This window comes from Pseudomonas sp. Pseusp88 (assembly GCF_047303955.1).
In the GTDB taxonomy this organism is placed as follows: Bacteria; Pseudomonadota; Gammaproteobacteria; order Pseudomonadales; family Pseudomonadaceae; genus Aquipseudomonas.
Genome location: NZ_JBGLYM010000012.1, coordinates 101,735 through 121,865 on the forward strand (window position 1 = coordinate 101,735; position 20,131 = coordinate 121,865).

Annotated in this window: 17 protein-coding genes and 2 tRNA genes; 14 read left to right on the forward strand and 5 right to left on the reverse strand. The window is 59.4% G+C overall.

Annotated features, from left to right (window positions below; genetic code table 11):
- Position 1: 1 nt before the first annotated feature.
- The 14 genes from folP to ACCD02_RS17100 all read left to right on the forward strand — a co-directional run bounded on the left by folP (position 2) and on the right by ACCD02_RS17100 (position 13,255).
- Positions 2 to 853, forward strand: coding sequence for a dihydropteroate synthase (gene folP / locus ACCD02_RS17035; protein ID WP_413304044.1), 852 nt, complete (start codon positions 2 to 4; stop codon positions 851 to 853).
- A 15-nt stretch (positions 854 to 868) separates the two neighbouring features.
- A complete protein-coding gene (gene glmM, locus ACCD02_RS17040) occupies positions 869 to 2,209 on the forward strand; it encodes a phosphoglucosamine mutase (protein ID WP_413304047.1) in 1,341 nt (446 codons plus the stop codon).
- A gap of 66 nt (positions 2,210 to 2,275) precedes the next feature.
- Entirely contained in the window at positions 2,276 to 3,031 is a 756-nt protein-coding gene (gene tpiA / locus ACCD02_RS17045; protein WP_413304049.1) for a triose-phosphate isomerase, read from the forward strand.
- A gap of 4 nt (positions 3,032 to 3,035) precedes the next feature.
- Positions 3,036 to 3,419 carry a preprotein translocase subunit SecG gene (gene secG, locus ACCD02_RS17050; RefSeq protein WP_413304161.1) on the forward strand — a complete coding sequence of 128 codons (384 nt, stop codon included), beginning with the start codon at positions 3,036 to 3,038 and terminating at the stop codon, positions 3,417 to 3,419.
- Between the two features lie 47 nt (positions 3,420 to 3,466).
- Positions 3,467 to 3,552, forward strand: a tRNA-Leu gene (locus ACCD02_RS17055).
- Between the two features lie 96 nt (positions 3,553 to 3,648).
- Positions 3,649 to 3,725: transfer RNA gene (locus ACCD02_RS17060), tRNA-Met, on the forward strand.
- A gap of 131 nt (positions 3,726 to 3,856) precedes the next feature.
- Positions 3,857 to 4,315, forward strand: coding sequence for a ribosome maturation factor RimP (gene rimP, locus ACCD02_RS17065; protein WP_413304052.1), 459 nt, complete (start codon positions 3,857 to 3,859; stop codon positions 4,313 to 4,315).
- A 59-nt stretch (positions 4,316 to 4,374) separates the two neighbouring features.
- Positions 4,375 to 5,856, forward strand: a complete 1,482-nt coding sequence (gene nusA / locus ACCD02_RS17070; protein WP_413304054.1) for a transcription termination factor NusA — start codon at positions 4,375 to 4,377, stop codon at positions 5,854 to 5,856.
- 27 nt (positions 5,857 to 5,883) lie between these two features.
- A complete protein-coding gene (infB, locus tag ACCD02_RS17075; RefSeq protein WP_413304057.1) occupies positions 5,884 to 8,430 on the forward strand; it encodes a translation initiation factor IF-2 in 2,547 nt (848 codons plus the stop codon).
- 158 nt (positions 8,431 to 8,588) lie between these two features.
- Positions 8,589 to 8,990, forward strand: coding sequence for a 30S ribosome-binding factor RbfA (gene rbfA, locus ACCD02_RS17080; protein ID WP_259106687.1), 402 nt, complete (start codon positions 8,589 to 8,591; stop codon positions 8,988 to 8,990).
- A gap of 3 nt (positions 8,991 to 8,993) precedes the next feature.
- The gene (gene truB, locus ACCD02_RS17085; protein WP_413304061.1) at positions 8,994 to 9,911 is read left to right on the forward strand and encodes a tRNA pseudouridine(55) synthase TruB; all 918 of its coding nucleotides are present in this window, start codon (positions 8,994 to 8,996) and stop codon (positions 9,909 to 9,911) included.
- Positions 9,912 to 10,055: 144 nt separating this feature from the next.
- Entirely contained in the window at positions 10,056 to 10,325 is a 270-nt protein-coding gene (rpsO, locus tag ACCD02_RS17090) for a 30S ribosomal protein S15 (protein WP_002555121.1), read from the forward strand.
- Positions 10,326 to 10,498: 173 nt separating this feature from the next.
- A complete protein-coding gene (gene pnp / locus ACCD02_RS17095; protein ID WP_413304066.1) occupies positions 10,499 to 12,604 on the forward strand; it encodes a polyribonucleotide nucleotidyltransferase in 2,106 nt (701 codons plus the stop codon).
- Positions 12,605 to 12,898: 294 nt separating this feature from the next.
- Complete coding sequence (locus tag ACCD02_RS17100; protein WP_413304069.1) at positions 12,899 to 13,255, forward strand: BON domain-containing protein; 357 nt, start codon at positions 12,899 to 12,901, stop codon at positions 13,253 to 13,255.
- A gap of 131 nt (positions 13,256 to 13,386) precedes the next feature.
- On the opposite strand, the gene ACCD02_RS17105 is transcribed toward ACCD02_RS17100, so the two are convergent.
- The 5 genes from ACCD02_RS17105 to ACCD02_RS17125 form a co-directional block, all read right to left on the reverse strand.
- Positions 13,387 to 13,674 (reverse strand): DUF2845 domain-containing protein, encoded by a 288-nt coding sequence (locus ACCD02_RS17105; protein ID WP_413304164.1) that lies wholly within the window; start codon positions 13,672 to 13,674, stop codon positions 13,387 to 13,389.
- A gap of 33 nt (positions 13,675 to 13,707) precedes the next feature.
- Positions 13,708 to 16,650 (reverse strand): DUF748 domain-containing protein, encoded by a 2,943-nt coding sequence (locus ACCD02_RS17110; RefSeq protein WP_413304072.1) that lies wholly within the window; start codon positions 16,648 to 16,650, stop codon positions 13,708 to 13,710.
- Between the two features lie 112 nt (positions 16,651 to 16,762).
- Positions 16,763 to 17,779, reverse strand: a complete 1,017-nt coding sequence (locus tag ACCD02_RS17115; RefSeq protein ID WP_413304075.1) for a class I SAM-dependent rRNA methyltransferase — start codon at positions 17,777 to 17,779, stop codon at positions 16,763 to 16,765.
- Positions 17,780 to 17,965: 186 nt separating this feature from the next.
- The gene (locus ACCD02_RS17120) at positions 17,966 to 19,144 is read right to left on the reverse strand and encodes an acetyl-CoA C-acetyltransferase (RefSeq protein ID WP_413304077.1); all 1,179 of its coding nucleotides are present in this window, start codon (positions 19,142 to 19,144) and stop codon (positions 17,966 to 17,968) included.
- A 116-nt stretch (positions 19,145 to 19,260) separates the two neighbouring features.
- Positions 19,261 to 20,130, reverse strand: a complete 870-nt coding sequence (locus ACCD02_RS17125; protein ID WP_413304079.1) for an oxygenase MpaB family protein — start codon at positions 20,128 to 20,130, stop codon at positions 19,261 to 19,263.
- Between the last annotated feature and the right edge of the window lies 1 nt (position 20,131).

Sequence of the window (20,131 nt, forward strand, 5' to 3'; positions counted from 1 at the left end):
CATGACTTCAGTGTTTCACCCAACCCGGTTGCCTTGCGGCAACCGGGTTCTTGATTTGTCCCGCACCCACGTGATGGGCATCCTTAACGCCACGCCTGATTCCTTTTCCGATGGTGGTCGCTTCAGTCAGCTTGATGCGGCTTTGCGCCATGCTGAAGCCATGGTCGCGGCCGGGGCTACCCTGATCGATGTCGGCGGTGAGTCGACGCGCCCGGGTGCCCGTGCGGTTTCTCCGCTGGAAGAGCTGGAACGGGTTGCGCCGGTGGTCGAGGCGTTGAACCGCGAGCTGGATGTAATCATCTCCGTCGACACCTCCACGCCAGCGGTGATCCGCGAGTCGGCACGGTTGGGCGCAGGGCTGATCAACGATGTGCGCTCCCTGCGCCGCGATGGCGCCCTTGATGCTGCGGCGGCAACCGGTCTGCCGGTGTGTCTCATGCACATGCTCGGTGAGCCGGGAAATATGCAGGATGATCCGCACTATCAGGATCTGCTCGGTGAGGTCACGGCGTTTCTCGTTGAGCGCATGGATGCCTGTGCGACGGTGGGAATACCTGCCGAGCGCATTATCCTCGATCCCGGCTTTGGCTTTGCCAAGAGCCTGGATCACAACCTGAGCCTGTTCAAGCATATGGAGGCCCTTAATGCACTGGGTCGGCCACTGCTGGTCGGTGTCTCGCGCAAAAGTATGATTGGTGGGGTTCTGGGGCGTGCGGTTGGCGAGCGCCTGTACGGCGGCCTGGCCCTCGCCGCATTGGCGATGGTCAAGGGTGCGCGGATCCTGCGCGTGCATGATGTCGCCGAAACGATTGACGTTGTGCGGATGATTGCCGCTGTCGAGTCAGCTGAATAGAAAGATGGAGCATTCATGACAACTAAAAAATATTTCGGGACCGACGGTATTCGCGGTCGCGTCGGGCAATTTCCGATTACGCCTGACTTCATGCTGCGCCTCGGTTGGGCTGCTGGCATGGCTTTTCGCCGTCTTGGCGCCTGCCGGATTCTGGTCGGTAAAGACACGCGGATCTCCGGTTACATGTTCGAATCCGCTCTGGAGGCCGGTCTTTCTGCTGCCGGTGCCGATGTCATGCTGCTGGGCCCGATGCCCACGCCGGCCATCGCCTACCTGACGCGGACCTTCCATGCCGAAGCTGGCATTGTGATCAGCGCTTCGCATAACCCGCACTACGATAACGGCATCAAATTCTTTTCCGGCCAGGGCACCAAGCTGCCGGACGAGATCGAGATGATGATTGAAGAGTTGCTCGACACGCCCATGACCGTGGTCGAGTCAGAGAAGCTCGGCAAGGTCTCGCGGATCAACGACGCTGCAGGGCGCTATATCGAGTTCTGCAAGAGCAGCGTGCCGACCAGCACCGACTTCGCCGGGTTGCGCCTGGTCATCGACTGTGCCCACGGTGCGACCTACAAGGTGGCGCCCAATGTGTTCCGCGAGCTGGGTGCCCAGGTCACGGTACTGTCGGCTCAGCCCAATGGCCTGAACATCAACGAAAACTGTGGTTCGACCCACATGGGTGCGTTGCAGGCAGCGGTACTGGCTGAGGGCGCGGATCTGGGCATTGGCTTCGACGGTGACGGCGATCGGGTACTGATGGTCGATCACACCGGTGCCATTGTCGATGGTGATGATCTGCTGTTCATCATCGCTCGCGATCTGCAGGAGCGTGGGCACCTGCAGGGCGGGGTGGTGGGTACGCTGATGAGCAACCTGGGTCTCGAACTGGCCCTGGCCGAGCTGAACATTCCATTCGTGCGCGCCAATGTTGGCGACCGCTACGTGATTGCCGAGCTGTTGGAGCGCAACTGGCAGGTCGGCGGCGAGAACTCCGGTCACGTGGTGTGTCTGCAAAATACGACGACTGGCGATGCGATCATTGCGGCGTTGCAGGTATTGCTGGCCCTGCGCCGTCGTGGCGAAAGCCTGGCCCAGTCGCGTCAGGCCCTGCGCAAGTGCCCGCAGGTGCTGATCAATGTGCGCTTCGCGGGTGGTGTCGATCCTGTCAGCCATCCGGCTGTCACCGAGGCTTGTGCGCGTGTCACGGCGGCCATGGGTGGTCGTGGTCGGGTCTTGCTGCGCAAGTCGGGCACCGAGCCACTGGTGCGGGTGATGGTCGAGGGCGAAGACGAAACGCAGGTTACCGGCTACGCCGAAGAGCTGGCAAAACTGGTTGCAGAAGTTTGCGCCTGATTTCGGCTTGCCAGTGTTGAAACTGTTGGGTAACATCTGCGCCCACTTTGACTGACGGGGTGCAGCATGCGTCGCCCAATGGTAGCTGGTAACTGGAAAATGCACGGTACCCGCTCCAGCGTCGCTGAGCTGATACAGGGCCTTAGTGCTCAGGCACTGCCCGGTGATGTTGAAGTAGCGGTTTTTCCGCCGAGCTTGTATGTCACTCAGGTGATCGATGCTCTGCAAGGTACGTCGATTGCCGTGGGTGCGCAGAACTCTGCAACCCAGGCTGCGCAAGGTGCCTTGACCGGCGAGGTTTCGCCGGCGCAGTTCGCTGAAGTCGGTTGCAAGCTGGTTCTCGTGGGTCACTCGGAGCGTCGTCAGCTTCTGGGTGAACGTGATGAGGTCCTTAGCCGCAAGTTCGCGGCAGCTCAGGCTAGTGGCCTGACGCCTGTGCTCTGTGTAGGGGAAACCCTCGAAGAGCGTGAAGCAGGCAAGACACTCGAGATCGTCGGGCGTCAGCTGGACAGCATCATAGAAGAACTGGGCGTTGATGCATTTGTAAATGCAGTGATTGCTTATGAACCGGTCTGGGCCATTGGCACCGGACTGACGGCTTCGCCGCAACAAGCGCAGGATGTGCACGCAGCTATTCGTGCGCAGTTGGCGAAAGAGAATGCCGAAGTCGCACAAGGCGTGCGCCTTCTTTATGGCGGCAGCGTGAAGGCGGCCAATGCGGCCGAACTGTTCAGCATGCCGGATATCGATGGGGGGCTCATTGGTGGAGCTTCCCTGAATGCAGATGAGTTCGGTGCGATTTGTCGCGCCGCGGGAAACTGAAAAAATGCTGGAAACAGTCGTAGTCGTTTTTCATCTGTTGGGCGCTCTGGGCGTTGTTGTTCTGGTGTTGCTGCAGCAGGGTAAAGGTGCGGACGCCGGTGCGTCTTTCGGAGCAGGTGCATCAAATACTGTATTCGGAAGCCAAGGTTCCTCTACCTTTCTTAGTAAACTTACTGCTATACTAGCCGCCTGTTTCTTCATAACCAGCTTGGGTTTAGGTTACTTTGCTAAAGAGAAAGCTCACCAGCTGACTCAGGTAGGTTTGCCAGATCCAGCAGTGTTGGAAGTGAAGAAAAAGCCGGCAGCAGATGATGTGCCAGTGCTCGAAGGGCAACAGAAGCCAGCGGTAACTCCGGCTGATGTACCTCAGGCTCCAGAGCAGAAGTAACACGCAGTATCGGGCAGTGTTGTAGAGGCTGCCAAAAGAGTTGTATTGCCGAGGTGGTGGAATTGGTAGACACGCAACCTTGAGGTGGTTGTGCCCATAGGGTGTAGGGGTTCGAGTCCCCTTCTCGGTACCAATTATCAGGAGAGCCCGCATTAGCGGGCTTTCTTGCAGGTGGGATGTTCGATTGACCCTGAAAGGGATCAGTCGTATACTTCCGCCCCAGCTTTGTCGCGGGGTGGAGCAGTCTGGTAGCTCGTCGGGCTCATAACCCGAAGGTCGTTGGTTCAAATCCAGCCCCCGCAACCAGTTCTAGCGGAGCCCCTTTCTAAAGGGGCTTTTTGTTAGCTGGACAGTCTATAACGCTGCTTTGACAGCGTTCTCATGGATGGGCGTTTCGCCCATTTTTTTATTTTTAAAGCATGCACGAGGGGGTTCAAGTGTCGAGCAAGCTAGAAGAGTTGCAGGCCTTGCTGGCCCCGGTGGTCGTGGCCCTGGGCTATGAATGCTGGGGTATTGAGTTTACGGCTCAAGGTCGCCACTCAATGTTGCGTATTTATATCGATAAAGAAGGCGGCGTTCTGGTTGATGACTGCGCAATTGTCAGTCGCCAGGTCAGCGGGGTTCTCGATGTTGAAGACCCTATCGCTGTTGAATATACGCTTGAAGTGTCTTCACCTGGCATGGAACGCCCACTGTTCACAATCGAACAGTTTGCTGCGCACGCCGGGGAACAAGTGAAGATAAAGTTGCGCTCGCCTTTCGAAGGCCGACGCAATTTTCAGGGCCTTCTCCGCGGGGTGGAGGAGCAGGATGTCGTGGTGCAGGTGGATGACCATGAATTCCTGTTGCCGATCGACGGGATCGACAAAGCCAACATTATTCCCAAGTTTGACTGAGGCGTGCCAGATACTGCGGATCCCGCGGATCCAATGGCTTGCGAAAGGCGAGGCGTACGATGAGCAAAGAAGTACTGCTGGTTGTTGAGTCGGTATCCAATGAAAAGGGCGTACCGGCCGGTGTGATTTTTGAAGCGCTGGAGCTGGCTTTGGCCACGGCTACCAAGAAGCGCTTTGAAGATGAAGTAGAACTGCGTGTGGAAATCAATCGCCAGACCGGTAACTACGAAACGTTCCGTCTGTGGACCGTTGTTGAAGAAGACGACCTTGATGATCCGGCTATCGAAACCTGGCCGAGCAAGGTTGCACTGACTCATCCCGGCGCGAAAGTCGGCGATGTAGTAGAAGAAAAGATCGAATCCATCGAGTTCGGCCGTATTGCTGCGCAGACTGCCAAGCAAGTTATCGTGCAGAAAGTGCGTGAGGCCGAGCGTGCCCAGGTCGTGGACGCCTATCGCGAGCGTCTGGGTGAAATCATCTCCGGTACGGTCAAGAAGGTCACCCGTGACAACGTGATCGTTGACCTGGGGAATAACGCCGAAGCGCTGCTGGCACGTGAGGACATCATTTCGCGGGAGACTTTCCGCGTCGGTGTTCGCGTTCGTGCCCTGCTCAAGGAAATCCGCACCGAGAACCGTGGTCCGCAGTTGATCCTCTCGCGTACGGCTCCGGAAATGCTCATCGAGCTGTTCCGCATTGAAGTACCGGAAATCGCCGAAGGCCTGATCGAGGTGATGGCTGCCTCCCGTGATCCGGGCTCTCGTGCAAAAATCGCTGTCCGTTCCAAGGACAAGCGTATCGATCCGCAAGGTGCCTGTATCGGCATGCGCGGTTCGCGTGTTCAGGCTGTATCGGGTGAGCTGGGTGGCGAGCGTGTGGACATCGTTCTTTGGGACGATAACCCTGCGCAGTTCGTCATCAACGCCATGTCGCCCGCTGAAGTCGCGGCAATCATCGTCGATGAGGATGCCCATGCAATGGACATCGCCGTCGGCGCGGACAATCTGGCCCAGGCGATCGGCCGTGGCGGTCAGAACGTGCGTCTGGCCAGTCAGTTGACCGGCTGGACCCTGAACGTGATGACCGAATCGGACATCCAGGCTAAGCAACAAGCGGAAACCGGCGACATCCTGCGCAACTTCATCGACGAGCTGGAAGTCGACGAAGATCTGGCACAGGTGCTGGTCGACGAAGGCTTCACCAGCCTGGAAGAGATTGCCTACGTACCGGTGGAAGAAATGCTCAACATCGACGGCTTTGACGAAGATACCGTCAACGAGCTTCGTGCTCGTGCCAAGGATCGTTTGTTGACCAAAGCTATCGCTACTGAGGAAAAGCTGGCAGACGCCCATCCGGCCGAAGACCTGCTCTCGCTTGAGGGTATGGACAAGGATTTGGCGATGGAACTGGCGGTGCGCGGCGTAATTACCCGCGAAGACCTGGCCGAGCAGTCTATTGATGACCTGCTCGACATCGACGGCATTGACGATGATCGTGCCGGCAAGTTGATCATGGCCGCCCGAGCCCACTGGTTCGAGTAAGTAGGCGCGGCCTGAGGAGAGAAGTGCATGACGCAAGTCACGGTGAAAGAACTGGCCAAAGTGGTCGACACACCGGTAGAGCGCCTGTTACAGCAGATGCGTGAGGCAGGTCTGCCGCACACCGCCGCCGAGCAAGTTGTGACCGATAACGAGAAACAAGCCCTGTTGACGCATTTGAAAAGCGGTCACAAGGCCAAGGTGGAAGAGCCTCGCAAGATTACCTTGCAGCGCAAGACCACCAGCACCCTGCGCGTTGCTGGCAGCAAGAGCATCAGCGTTGAAGTGCGCAAGAAGAAAGTTTTCGTACAGCGCAGCCCCGAGGAAATCGAGGCTGAGCGCAAGCGTGAGCAGGAAGAGCGCCGTGCAGTAGAGAATGCTGCGCGTCAGAAGGCTGAAGAAGAAAGCAAGCGTCGCGCCGAAGAAGAAGCGCGTCGCCAGCCGGCTGCTGCTCAGGATTCGTCCGCTCCAGCTGTTGCTGCTCCTGTCCAGGAAGCGGCTCCTGCTGTATCGGCGGCTCCGGTTCTGGAAGCAATTGCCAATTCGGCAATCGACGCACCCGCAGCTCCTGCTGTCGATGCGCGCAAGCGTGACGAACCGCGTCGCCCTGACAAGCCGCGTGCCGACGACAACCGTCGTGGCAGCAGCGACGGTGATCGCAAGAACGCCCCGCACCGCGCTTCGGTCAAGGAAAAGGCTCCGGCTCCGCGTGTTGCGCCTCGTACCACCGACGAAGAAAGCGACAGCTTCCGTCGTGGCGGTCGTGGCAAGGCCAAGCTGAAGAAACGCAACGCTCACGGTTTCCAGAGCCCAACCGGCCCTGTCGTGCGTGAAGTGAAGATCGGCGAGACCATCACTGTGGGCGATCTGGCCCAGCAGATGTCGGTCAAGGCTGCTGAAATCATCAAGTTCATGTTCAAACTGGGTACGCCAGCGACCATCAACCAGGTGCTCGATCAGGAAACTGCTCAGCTGGTTGCCGAGGAGCTGGGCCACAAAGTGACCCTGGTCAGCGACACCGCCCTGGAAGATTCCCTGGCCGAGTCCCTGAAGTTTGAAGGTGAGGCAGTTTCCCGTGCTCCAGTCGTGACCGTAATGGGCCACGTTGACCACGGTAAGACTTCCCTGCTCGACTACATCCGTCGTGCCAAGGTAGCTGCTGGCGAAGCCGGTGGTATCACCCAGCACATCGGCGCATACCACGTCGAAACCGACCGTGGCATGGTGACGTTCCTCGACACCCCTGGTCACGCTGCGTTTACCGCAATGCGTGCCCGTGGTGCCAAGGCGACCGACATCGTGATCCTGGTGGTTGCGGCGGACGACGGCGTGATGCCGCAGACCATCGAAGCTGTTCAGCATGCCAAGGCCGCCGGTGTTCCGCTGGTCGTTGCAGTGAACAAGATCGACAAGCCGGGCGCCGATCTCGATCGCATCCGCAGCGAACTGTCGGTCCACGGCGTGACCTCGGAAGAGTGGGGTGGTGACACGCCATTCGTACCGGTCTCGGCGAAGATGGGTACCGGTGTCGACGAACTGCTCGAAGCCGTATTGCTGCAAGCCGAAGTTCTGGAACTGACCGCTACTCCTTCGGCCCCTGGCCGTGGTGTGGTCGTTGAATCGCGTCTGGACAAGGGCCGTGGCCCGGTGGCTACTGTTCTGGTTCAGGACGGTACGCTGCGTCAGGGCGACATGGTCCTGGTCGGTTCGAACTACGGCCGTGTACGTGCCATGCTCGACGAGAACGGCAAGTCCATCAAGGAAGCCGGTCCTTCCATCCCGGTCGAGATCCTCGGCCTGGACGGTACCCCGGACGCTGGCGACGAGATGAGCGTTGTGGCTGACGAGAAGAAAGCCCGTGAAGTGGCTCTGTTCCGTCAAGGCAAGTTCCGCGAGGTCAAACTGGCTCGTGCTCACGCCGGCAAGCTGGAAAACATCTTCGAGAACATGGGTCAGGAAGAGAAGAAGACGCTCAACATCGTCCTCAAATCCGACGTCCGCGGTTCTCTGGAAGCGTTGAACGGCGCCTTGAACGGCCTGGGTAACGACGAAGTGCAAGTGCGTGTTGTCGGTGGCGGTGTCGGTGGTATCACCGAGTCCGACGCCAACCTGGCACTGGCTTCCAACGCTGTACTGTTCGGCTTCAACGTGCGTGCCGATGCCGGCGCTCGCAAGATCGTCGAGCAGGAAGGCCTGGATATGCGTTACTACAACGTGATCTACGACATCATCGAAGACGTCAAGAAAGCCCTCACCGGCATGCTTGGCAGCGACGTCCGGGAGAACATCCTGGGTATCGCCGAAGTGCGTGACGTGTTCCGTTCGCCGAAGTTCGGTGCGATCGCAGGTTGCATGGTCATCGAAGGTGTTGTTCACCGTAACCGTCCAATCCGCGTACTGCGCGAAGACATCGTTATCTTTGAAGGCGAGCTGGAATCCCTGCGCCGCTTCAAGGATGACGCGTCCGAAGTGCGTGCCGGCATGGAATGCGGTATCGGCGTCAAGAGCTACAACGACGTCAAGGTCGGTGACAAGATCGAAGTCTTCGAGAAGGTCCAAGTGGCTCGCAGCCTTTAAGTCGCGAGCTGTAGGAGCCATGGTGGGTCGTTGCATGAAAATGCCTGCGCTCACCCTGGACTCTAAACGCAACGCCCGGTCCGGCATCCGCCAGGCCGGGCGTTTGCCGCTTTCAGACCATGCGGGTCGTACTGCAGGTCAGTGACAGGTAACAAGACATGGCAAAAGAATACAGCCGTACCCAACGTATCGGCGATCAGATGCAGCGCGAGCTGGCCCAGCTGATCCGTCGCGAAGTAAAAGACCCGCGCGTAGGCCTGGTGACCATCACTGCGGTCGACGTCAGCCGTGACGTCGGCCACGCCAAGATCTTCATCACCGTGATGGGGCAGGACAGCGCCGAAGACATCGCCCAGTCGATCAAGGTGCTGAACTCCGCCGCCGGCTTCCTGCGTATGCAGTTGGCCCGTGAAATGAAGCTGCGCAGCGTGCCTCAGTTGCACTTCCACTACGACGAAAGCGTCGTGCGTGGTGCTCACCTGTCGGCGTTGATCGAGCGTGCGGTAGCCGAAGACGGTCAGCACCCGCAAGCTGAAAAGCCAGACGGTACTGAGGAGTAAGGCGTGGCTCAGGTCAAGCGTATACGCCGCAACGTCAGTGGAATCATCCTGCTCGACAAGCCCCTGGGCTTCACCTCCAACGCCGCCTTGCAGAAGGTGCGCTGGCTGCTTAATGCAGAGAAGGCCGGGCATACCGGTAGCCTCGATCCACTGGCCACGGGCGTCTTGCCCCTGTGCTTCGGTGAGGCGACCAAGTTCTCGCAATACCTGCTCGATTCCGACAAAGGCTACGAAACCCTGATGCAACTGGGCAAGACCACCACCACCGCCGACGCGGAAGGTGACGTTTTGCAGGTTCGTCCGGTGACCGTTGGTCGTGCCGATATTGAAGCGGTATTACCGTCTTTCCGGGGCGAAATCAGTCAGATACCGCCTATGTACTCGGCTCTCAAGCGTGACGGACAGCCCCTTTACAAGCTGGCCCGGGCCGGGGAAGTGGTGGAGCGCGAGGCGCGTTCTGTTACTATTGCGCGCCTGGAATTGCTGGCCTGTGAAGGCGAGACCGCCCGTTTGGCTGTCGATTGCAGCAAAGGCACCTATATCCGCACGCTGGTCGAAGATATTGGTGAAAAACTGGGTTGTGGTGCTTATGTAGCGCAGTTGCGTCGCACACAAGCGGGACCATTCAACCTGGCCCAGACAGTGACCCTGGAAGAGCTGGAACGTGTGCATGCCGAAGGTGGCAATGAAGCCATTGACCAATTTCTCATGCCTTCCGACAGCGGGTTGCTACACTGGCCGCTGTTGCAGTTTTCCGAGCACAGTTCGTTCTACTGGCTGCATGGCCAGGCAGTAAGAGCACCGGACGCGCCGCAGTCGGGCATGGTTCGGGTGCAAGATCATGAAGGACGCTTCATCGGTATCGGTGAAGTCAGTGAAGACGGGCGGATCGCGCCACGTCGCTTGATTCGGTCAGAATGACCGAACCCCAGGCCATGCGAATGGCCCGGGTACGAGGATGGCTGTCAACAGGCACGGTCATATCTCACTTTTTAATACGAGGGTTTGCCCTCGGCCTGTTGAAACCGTCTCTTCGGAGCGGTTTCTTGATAAAGGAATGCCCACATGGCACTCAGCGTTGAAGAAAAAGCTCAGATCGTAACCGACTACCAGCAAGCTGTTGGTGATACTGGTTCGCCAGAAGTGCAAGTTGCACTGCTGACCGCCAACATCAACAAACTGCAAGGCCACTTCAAGGCCAACGGTAAGGACCACCACTCGCGTCGTGGTCTGATCCGTATGGTAAACCAGCGTCGCAAGCTGCTGGATTACCTGAAAGGTAAGGACGTTAGCCGTTACAGCGCCCTGATCGGTCGTCTGGGTCTGCGTCGCTAATAACGATGCGGTAAGAGGTTGGTTGTCTGTCGCGATCCGTCGGTTTACCGGTGGTTCCGGCAGGCTCCCAGCCTCTAGTTTTATCTGGACTGCCGAAGGGTCCGATTCCCCTCGCTGCCCAAGAATTCGCAAGAAACCAGTTCCCCCAAGAGCCACAAAGAAGGTAGGAAACCGTGAACCCGGTAATCAAAAAGTTTCAATTCGGTCAATCGACCGTAACCCTCGAGACTGGCCGTATTGCCCGTCAAGCCTCTGGCGCTGTATTGGTCACCGTTGACGATGATGTCACCGTTCTCGTGACTGTGGTCGGCGCCAAGACAGCCGACCCAAGCAAAGGCTTCTTCCCCCTTTCCGTGCACTATCAGGAAAAAACCTACGCTGCGGGCAAGATCCCTGGTGGCTTCTTCAAGCGCGAAGGCCGTCCTTCCGAGAAAGAGACCCTGACCTCGCGTCTGATCGACCGTCCGATCCGCCCGCTGTTCCCTGAAGGCTTCATGAACGAAGTGCAGGTTGTCTGCACAGTCGTTTCCACCAGCAAGAAAACCGATCCGGACATCGCTGCGATGATCGGTACTTCGGCTGCCCTGGCCATCTCCGGTATTCCGTTCGACGGCCCGATCGGCGCCGCTCGCGTTGCTTTCCATGAAAGCACCGGCTACCTGCTGAACCCGACTTACGAGCAACTCAAGGCGTCGAGCCTGGACATGGTCGTTGCCGGTACCGAAGAAGCCGTACTGATGGTTGAATCGGAAGCCAAAGAGCTGACCGAAGACCAGATGCTGGGCGCCGTACTGTTCGCCCACGATGAATTCCAGTCGGTGATCAAAGCCGTCAAAGAGCTGGCTGCCGAAGCGGCCAAGCCTACCTGGACCTGGGAAGCCAAGCCGGAAGCCACCGCGCTGCTGGGCGCCATCCGTGCCGAATTCGGCGACGCGATCTCCCAGGCCTACACCATCACCGTCAAGGCCGATCGTTACGCTCGCCTGGGTGAGTTGAAAGATCAGATCGTTGCCAAGCTGGCTGTTGAAGACGGCAGCCCGTCGGCCAGCGAAGTCAAAGCGGCGTTCGGCGAAATCGAATACCGCACCGTTCGCGAAAACATCGTCAACGGCAAGCCACGTATCGACGGTCGCGACACCCGCACTGTACGCCCGCTGAACATCGAAGTCGGTGTTCTGCCGAAGACTCACGGTTCGGCACTGTTCACCCGTGGCGAGACTCAGGCGCTGGTCGTTGCCACCCTGGGTACCGCGCGTGACGCACAGCTGCTCGATACCCTTGAAGGCGAGAAAAAAGACCCCTTCATGCTGCACTACAACTTCCCTCCGTTCTCGGTGGGCGAGTGTGGTCGCATGGGCGGCGCTGGTCGCCGTGAAATCGGTCACGGCCGTCTGGCTCGTCGTTCGGTCCAGGCCATGCTGCCTGCTGCCGACGTATTCCCGTACACCATCCGTGTAGTGTCGGAAATCACCGAGTCCAACGGTTCCAGCTCCATGGCTTCGGTCTGCGGCGCTTCCCTGGCTCTGATGGACGCTGGCGTGCCGATGAAGGCACCGGTTGCCGGTATCGCCATGGGCCTGGTTAAAGAAGGCGAGAAGTTCGCCATCCTGACCGACATCCTGGGTGACGAAGACCACCTGGGCGACATGGACTTCAAGGTAGCCGGTACCGCCAAGGGTGTTACTGCGCTGCAGATGGACATCAAGATCAAGGGCATCACCGAAGAAATCATGGAGATCGCCCTGGGCCAGGCCCTGGAAGCTCGCCTGAACATCCTCGGTCAGATGAACCAGATCATCGGTCAGTCCCGTAGCGAACTGTCGGAAAATGCTCCGACCATGATCGCCATGAAGATCGACACCGACAAGATCCGTGACGTCATCGGTAAAGGCGGCGCCACCATCCGTGCCATCTGTGAAGAGACCAAGGCTTCGATCGACATCGAAGACGACGGCTCCATCAAGATCTTCGGCGAATCCAAGGAAGCGGCTGAGGCAGCACGTCAGCGCGTTCTGGGTATCACCGCTGAAGCGGAGATCGGCAAGATCTACGTCGGTAAGGTTGAGCGCATCGTCGACTTCGGCGCATTCGTCAACATCCTGCCTGGCAAGGACGGTCTGGTGCACATCTCGATGCTGAGCGACGCTCGCGTAGAGAAAGTCACCGACATCCTGAAAGAAGGCCAGGAAGTTGAAGTACTGGTACTGGACGTGGACAACCGCGGCCGTATCAAGCTGTCGATCAAAGACGTCGCAGCAGCCAAGGCATCGGGCGTTTAATCACCCCCCGTACCTGGATGTTACGAGAAGGGCCCTTCGGGGCCCTTTTTCGTGGGCGCAGGAAAAAACCAGGGGGGAACTTTTTGCTGATTTTGATACACATGCAAGTTGCATGTGCGCAGACGGGCGAACGGGCAATCTGCACGATTGAGTGAGATTTTTAGTTTTATAAGCTATTGATTTATAACGATTTAATTTTAAAAACGAGTTGGCACAGCGATTGCGATAGTAACGGTAACCCTGCTGCCACGATTGATACTGGCGCAGATCTTGAAGAAAAACAGGAGTTACCCCATGAAGAAGTTCGCTATCGCTGCTGCTACTGCCACCGCCCTGACGCTGACCCTGGCAAACGCTGCGTTTGCCGACACGGCTGCTCCGACTCAAAAGCCGATGGTTCTCGCTGCCGGTGAAGTGACCAAAGCCAAGGAAGAGACTTCGGACACCTGGATCACCACCAAAGTCAAATCCGACCTGGTTACCGAGAAAGGCATCCCGGGTACTGACATCAAGGTAGAAACCAACAAAGGCGTGGTTTCCCTGTCGTCGACTGTAGCAATCACCAAAGCTCAGAAAGACACCGCTGTCGCCATCACCAAGAAAATCAAAGGCGTGCGTGCTGTTTCGGCTGACGGCCTGAAAGCCGAGTAAGGTTCAAGCATTTGCCCTGAGTCCTGGATAAGGGCATTGCTGGCCCCGACCTTGTGTCGGGGCCTTTTTACATCTGGCGCAAATCATCGCTCCCACAGAGCTGTGCAATGGGCCAAATGCATCAATTGCTGTCAATCTCCGCGCCGACTATCAATGCGCACCAACCGCCCACCCTCGAACCGCAGATACTGATACATGCCGTTATTGGGCCCGTAGATCCACTCTTCGACTTTCACCTCATCACGCTGGCGGTAGTGGCTGAAGGTGGACTTGGTGCCGATCAGGTCCTGGCTGACCGGCATGCCGCACTTTTGCTGCACCTCGAAGGCCCTGTCGCCCACGCTGATCAGTTGGGTACCGCAACGTAAGGTGTCGGCCTGTGCCAGGGCGCACAGGCTTGCGGAGGCGATCAGCAGCATGGCGCGCTGATAAGTCTTGCGGGTCAAATCGGATTACTCACTGTCCAGATGCAGAGGAGTGACCACACGCTTGTCGGATTCAGCCTCACCCAGGCGTGCGTCGATGAAGTAGACGCGATCATCCGCCAGTTTGCCCTTGTCGACCAGATAGTCCTTGATGCTGCTGGCGCGGTCCTGGCCCAACTTGCGCAGTAACACTTCGTTGCTGCTCCAGAACTTGAGCACAGCGCTGCGCAGCTGGTTCTGCCGTTCTTCCTTGCCAAGATCGACCCATTGCGCCGGCGGCTGCTGCTTGAGCTGGTCGCGGTAGATGCCGTCGAGCATCGGCGCCTTTTCGTTATCCGGTACGTTCAGCAGGCCAGCCCTGGCCGGGACCTTGTCACCGCGCCGTTGCAGGATCTTGTAATAGGTGTACTGATACTCCCGCTCCAGTCGGTCCTGAGCCAACAGCGGGCCATCGGTGCTGGCAGCGCTGGTGCCTTCGATTTCCAGGCGCAGGGTCGGACGCTCTTTCAGGGCTGCCGAGAGCTTGTCCAGAGCGCCTTGGGCCTGTGGGCTCAGCTCGCTGGAGCCCGCGGCGAACGACACACTGCTCAGATCCTCCGAGCCGCCACCGCTGACCAGCCCGCCAATGAATTTGAACGGCGCCTGGGCGGCGCGCAGCACCAGATTGCGCAGGGTCTGCCAGACAATCGGCATGACGCTGAACTGCGGGTTATTCAGATCGCCGGAGATCGGCAGCTCGATGGAGATCTTGCCGTCCGTGTCCTTGAGCAGGGCGATGGCCAGGCGAATCGGCAGGTCCACGGCATCCGGGCTGTCGACTTTCTCACCCAGTTGCAGTTGCTCGACCACCACCTTGTTCTCGGCCTTGAGCTGGCCCTTGGTCACCATGTAATGCAGATCGAGGTCCAACCGGCCCTTACGGATCCGGTAGCCCGCGAACTTGCCGGAGTAGGGGGTCAAGGTGGTCAGCTCGACACGTTTGAAGCTGGTGGCGATATCCAGGCTGGCCAAAGGATCGAACGGGTTAAGGCTGCCCTTGATGGTCACTGGCGCATAGCGGTCCACCTTGCCCTTGATGTCCACGGCGGCCGGGGTCGACTGGCGATTGTCCAGGGTGCCGATCTGGCCGTTGAGCTGCTGAATGGCGGTGGCGAAGTTCGGCGTCAGGCTGAAGTCGGCGAAGTTGGCCGAGCCGTCATTGATGCTGATTGCACCGATCTTGATCCCCAGGGGCTTGGTGTTGCTGGCGGGGGCGGCCTTGGGTGCGTTCTTGCTTTCCGGCGGCTGGGGGATCAACAGGTCATCGACGTTAGTGGTGCGGTCATTGTTGATCATGAAGCGGGCGTAAGGTTGCTCCAGGTTGACCTTGGCGATGGTCAGGCTGTCGCCGTGCTGATAGTTCAGGCCGTCCAGAGTGAGCTGCTGCCATTTGAGAAAGTCGCGCTGCTTGAGCGTGTCCAGGGTATGCAGCTGATTGACCTGGGCCTTGCCGGTGATGCCGAAGGCCAGAGGCTCGGTACTTTTCAGATCTACCGCCAGATCGCTGCCGAGCATGCCGCTGCGCAACTCCAGGCGGATGAACGGGCTGATATAGGCCTGGGCTACGCGCAGGTCGATGTCCTGGGTGGAGACCTGCAACCTGGCGGTCACCGGGCTCAGGTTGACCTCGCCCGCGGCGGTGATCTTGCCTTGCTTGCCCAGCCCGGTATCGAGCTTGAGGGTGAAGGGCGATTTATTCAGGCTGTCGAAGTCTTTCAGATCCAGGTTCAGCGGACCGACGTCCAGGGCGACCGGCTCTTTCGGCACGCGGTCGGCCAGATGCACCTGGTAGTCGCGCAATTGCACGTCGCGTAACAGCACCTGCCAGGGCTTGCTCGGCTGCGCAGGCTGGGCGGGTGCCGTCGCCGACGCTTGCGCCTCGCCGGCCTTCTCATCGACGGCAGGTTTGCTCGCTGCCGGCTTGGCTGGCTGCCCGGCGAAGAGTTTCTGCCAATCGAGCTGGCCATCGGCCTCGCGGGCGGCCCAAGTCTCGAGTTTATTGCTGCGAATCTTGCCGACGGTGACCAGTTGCTTGACCAGGTCGATCGAAGTGTCACTGACATTCAGGCTTTGCAGGCGTACCAGAGGGCGGCCATCAGGGGTCTTGAGGGCCAGGGAGGCGACGCCGAGTTGGGTGTCGGTCAGCTTCAGTTCAGTGCCCTTGGACAGGTTGAGCGAGTAAGCGGTGCTGAAATCCAGTACCCCGTCCTCCAAAGCCAGCGGCAGCGCATCGCGTACATAAGGCCACCACAGCTTCATCTTGTTGCCGGTGACCTTCAGGGTGCCTTCGGAGGTAATGGGGATCAGACCGATACGCCCGACCCAGTCGATCTGACCACCGTCCGGCCCGGCCGCGACCAGCGTCATATCGGCGTTGTCTTCTGGCAGGGTGCTGAGATGTTTCAGCTCCAGATTGAGTTTGTCGTAGAGGAATTCGATAGGTTCGCTGGGGCGCTGATCCTGAAAACGGACGTAGCCATCAGCCAGCTTGATCGTGTCGACGCGCACCGGAAACGGCTTGCTCGCAGGTTGCTCCGGGGTTGGCTCGCCGGGCGGCAACTTGAATAGCTGCGCCAGGTTCATCTTGCCTTGTTTATCGAACAGCAGCTCGGTCTTGGGCTGGGTCAGTTCCACATCTGCCAGGTGCAGGGCGCCTGTCCAGAGGCTGTCCACCTGCAGATTCGCATAGAGCTTGGCAAAGCCCACCTGCTCCTTGCCGGGCGTGCCGATATTCAGCCCCCACAGCGTCAGTTCAAGACTGTAGGGATTGAGCTCCAGCCGTTCGAGCCGGGCCGGGACTGTGGAGTATTTCGCCAGCTGTTGATTGACCACGCGCAAGGCGATGCCTGGCAGAATCAGAAATCCCAGAAGCGTATAGAGGGCGACGGCAGTCAGCAGGACAGCGAGGCTGCGTTTCAATCCTTTGGGCATGTGCGGCGTCAACTCTCTCGGTTCGGAGGTCCTTGGAGTATGGCACGGCAATGTGGTTCCAGATGTGACGTCTGCAAAGCTTGTAGGAAGATTCCCGCGAAGCCGAGCGATATCACAGTTGCAGAATCAAGGTCTTGAGAGGCGGTTGCTGATCCAATGACGGAAAGTCGTCAGCCGGTGTCATGAGCTGCCAGTCGCGCACGGGCCTGCCAAGCTTGGTTGCGCAGCGCAGGACTTGCTCGCGCCAGTCGTCCATGCTGACCTTCGCCAGATTGTTGCAGCAGATCAGTACGCCGTTATCTGCAGTGGCCAGTAACGCGGGCTTGAGCAGGCTCTGATAGTCGCGCAGCAGGTCCACTGTGCCGAAGGCGCTCTTGGCCCAGGCCGGAGGGTCAAGCAATACCAGGTCGTACTGGCGTTGCTCCAGGCGCACGTAGGCGGGCAGCTTGTGACCACGACGCTGAGTGATCGGCAGCCCGGCCAGTTGGCGGATCGCCGGAAAGTAATCGGACTGGATGAACTGCATCGTCGGCAGTTCGGGGTTGAGCGCGCCGTTTTCCTTGCCCACCGCCAGATTGCCCTCGGCGAAGTCCAGGTTGCAGACTTCCCTGGCGCCGCCGGCCGCCGCACTCAGGCCGACGCCGCAGGTATAGGCGAACAGGTTCAGCACGCTTTTGCCCTGACTGTGCTGCTTGACCCAGCCACGGGTGTTGCGCAGGTCGAGGAACAGCAGCGGATCCTGGCCCGGATGGCGGCCGCGTACCCGGTAGTTCAGGCCCCACTCATGGCCGACCAGGTCTTGCAGCGCCTCGGCATCGGCCTTGTACACCGTGTCTTCACGGTCGATACGCGAATTACCCTGGGAGCGATCGTTGTAGACCAGCAGCAGTTCCAGGTCCAGGTGGGCATTGACGTGAGCATGCAGCGCCAACAGATCATCCCTTTCCAACCGGGTATGAAAGCTCTGCACCAGCAGTTGCGGGCCGTAACGATCGAGGGTCAGGCCGCTGGCGCCTTCCTGGCTGCCATGGAACAGCCGATAGCAGTCCGTACCCTGCTGATGCAGTTCGGCAAGCAGGACCTGACGGTTATCGAGGGCGACGCTGAGCGAGTGGATCAGGGGAAGCATGCTTGGCGCCTTGGGCTGGAAATGGGCGCCGCAGTTTAGCAGTTAAGGGGTAGCGCTGTGTTCGCGACACACCGCTGTATTACCGTAAATGTATACCCAATGTGGGACCGGCTTTAGCCGGGAAGGCGTATTCCCGGCTGAAGCCGGTCCCACCGTTGTGTTTGCAGCGCAAGAGCGCTGCAGGGGTTAACGAGCCAAGGCCAACGCTACACCCTGGCCGCCACCGATACACAAGGTCGCCAGACCTTTCCTGGCATCACGCTTGATCATTTCATGCAACAGCGTGACCAATACGCGGCAGCCCGATGCACCGATCGGGTGGCCGATGGCGATGGCGCCGCCGTTGACGTTGACCTTGGCCTGGTCCCAGCCCAGTTCCTTGCCCACCGACAGTGATTGTGCGGCGAAGGCTTCGTTGGCTTCGATCAGGTCCAGTTGCTCGAGGGTCCAGCCAGCCTTGTCCAGGCAGCGACGGGTAGCGCTGACCGGGCCGATGCCCATGATGGCCGGATCGACACCCGCGTTGGCGTAGGCGGCGATGCGCGCCAGTACCGGCAGGCCCAATTGTTCGGCCTTGGCCGCGCTCATCAGAATTACCGCAGCAGCGCCGTCATTGAGCGATGAAGCGTTGCCCGCGGTCACGGTGCCGTCTTTCTTGAAGGCAGGCTTTAACTTGCTCAGGGATTCGGCGGTAGTGCCTGCGCGGGGCTGTTCGTCGGTGGCGAAGGACACCGGGTCGCCTTTGCGCTGAGGGATCAGGATCGGGGTGATTTCATCGACGAAACGCCCGGCTTCAATGGCGGCGCAGGCTTTCTGCTGAGAGGCTGCGGCGAAGGCATCTTGCGCCTCACGGCTGATGTCGAATTTTTCCGACAGGTTTTCGGCCGTAATACCCATGTGATAGTCGTTGAAGGCGTCCCACAGACCGTCGCTGATCATGGTGTCGATCACGCTGCTGTGGCCCATGCGCAGGCCGGTGCGAGCGCCGGGCATGACGTAGTTGGACAGGCTCATGTTTTCCTGACCGCCGGCAATGATCACCTCGGCATCGCCACAACGGATCGCCTGGGCGCCCAGGTGCAGGGCCTTGAGGCCCGAGCCGCAGACTTTGTTCAGGGTCATGGCCGGTACCGAGAACGGCAGACCGGCCTTGATCGCAGCCTGACGTGCAGGGTTTTGCCCCGCACCGGCGGTCAGCACCTGACCCATGATCACTTCATCGACTTGCGCACCCTCCAGGCCGGTCTGCGCCAGCAACTGGCGGATAACCGCAGCGCCCAGATCAACGGCCGGAATATTCGCCAGGGAACCCTGGAAACTGCCGACTGCGGTACGGGTGGCGGCAACGATAACAACGTCTTGCATGGCACGGTTCCTCATTGTTCTTGGGGGAGGCGACGGGCAACAGACAACCGGCCCTGATCGCAGGAAACGAAGGAGCGCATGTTGGCACAGATGGGGGACGAGGTTCCAATCGACCGTTACAACAGGCCCATGCGCCGTTTGGCCCGGTGGACCGAGGCGTTGCGTACCGACCAGCGCAGTACTGGGGCGACGGTGTGCACGCCGGTGCGGATCAGGCGGCGTTGCAGGGTGCTCTGCTGGATGCCGAACATGTCCCGGGCCCAGTCCGGCAGCAGATCGATGCCGCCCTGCATCATCAGGTTGCCCACTGGTTTGGCCATGCGGCTCGGCGCTGGCGCGTCGAGGAGCAGGCTCAGCACTGTGTGGCTGCGCTCGTTGCAGAGCAATTGCGGGCGCAGGCGTTGCAGGTATTCGGCCACGGCTTCTCGTGAGCGGGGAATGTTCCTGGCGCCCAGGCGTTCGGCCACCAGAGCGGTTTCGGCGTAGTAACGGTCCTGATCGGCCAGTGACAGGTGCGGGTTGAGGTAGCGCAAATGTGCGGCGAGAAAGCTGCTCACCTCAGCGACATGCACCCAGGTCAGCAGGTCAGGATCGCTGGCGGCATAAGGCCGACCGTCTGGCGCAGTGCCGACCACTTGCAGGTGGATGGTGCGCACCTTATCGATCAGCCAGTTGGCATCTTGAGTCGAGCCGAAGGTGGTGCCGGAAATGAACTGGCCGGTGCGGCGCAGGCGGCCGAGCATGTCCTGGCGAAAATTCGAGTGGTCCCATACCCCGGCCAAAGCCAAGGGGTGAAGCATTTGCAGGAGCAGGGCGCTGATGCCACCGGTCAGCATGCTGGGAAAGTCACCATGGACCTGCCAGCAGATGGCGTCAGGCCCATAGAGTCCGGGGTCGCCCTTGGGGTTTTCCAGATCCAGCTGGCCCAGAGCCAGGCCGGTCAGGCTCATGACCTGGGTTTCAATGCGACGACGAATGAATTCCATG

Bases quoted from the DNA above. Each gene is read 5' to 3' on its own strand.
- rbfA (WP_259106687.1), top strand. From the start codon at position 8,589: ATGGCAAAAGAATACAGCCGTACCCAACGTATCGGCGATCAGATGCAG.
- ACCD02_RS17120 (WP_413304077.1), bottom strand. From the start codon at position 19,144: ATGCAAGACGTTGTTATCGTTGCCGCCACCCGTACCGCAGTCGGCAGT.
- ACCD02_RS17110 (WP_413304072.1), bottom strand. From the start codon at position 16,650: ATGCCCAAAGGATTGAAACGCAGCCTCGCTGTCCTGCTGACTGCCGTC.
- ACCD02_RS17105 (WP_413304164.1), bottom strand. From the start codon at position 13,674: ATGCTGCTGATCGCCTCCGCAAGCCTGTGCGCCCTGGCACAGGCCGAC.
- ACCD02_RS17125 (WP_413304079.1), bottom strand. From the start codon at position 20,130: ATGGAATTCATTCGTCGTCGCATTGAAACCCAGGTCATGAGCCTGACC.
- infB (WP_413304057.1), top strand. From the start codon at position 5,884: ATGACGCAAGTCACGGTGAAAGAACTGGCCAAAGTGGTCGACACACCG.
- rpsO (WP_002555121.1), top strand. From the start codon at position 10,056: ATGGCACTCAGCGTTGAAGAAAAAGCTCAGATCGTAACCGACTACCAG.
- tpiA (WP_413304049.1), top strand. From the start codon at position 2,276: ATGCGTCGCCCAATGGTAGCTGGTAACTGGAAAATGCACGGTACCCGC.
- glmM (WP_413304047.1), top strand. From the start codon at position 869: ATGACAACTAAAAAATATTTCGGGACCGACGGTATTCGCGGTCGCGTC.
- secG (WP_413304161.1), top strand. From the start codon at position 3,036: ATGCTGGAAACAGTCGTAGTCGTTTTTCATCTGTTGGGCGCTCTGGGC.
- ACCD02_RS17115 (WP_413304075.1), bottom strand. From the start codon at position 17,779: ATGCTTCCCCTGATCCACTCGCTCAGCGTCGCCCTCGATAACCGTCAG.
- nusA (WP_413304054.1), top strand. From the start codon at position 4,375: ATGAGCAAAGAAGTACTGCTGGTTGTTGAGTCGGTATCCAATGAAAAG.
- ACCD02_RS17100 (WP_413304069.1), top strand. From the start codon at position 12,899: ATGAAGAAGTTCGCTATCGCTGCTGCTACTGCCACCGCCCTGACGCTG.
- folP (WP_413304044.1), top strand. From the start codon at position 2: ATGACTTCAGTGTTTCACCCAACCCGGTTGCCTTGCGGCAACCGGGTT.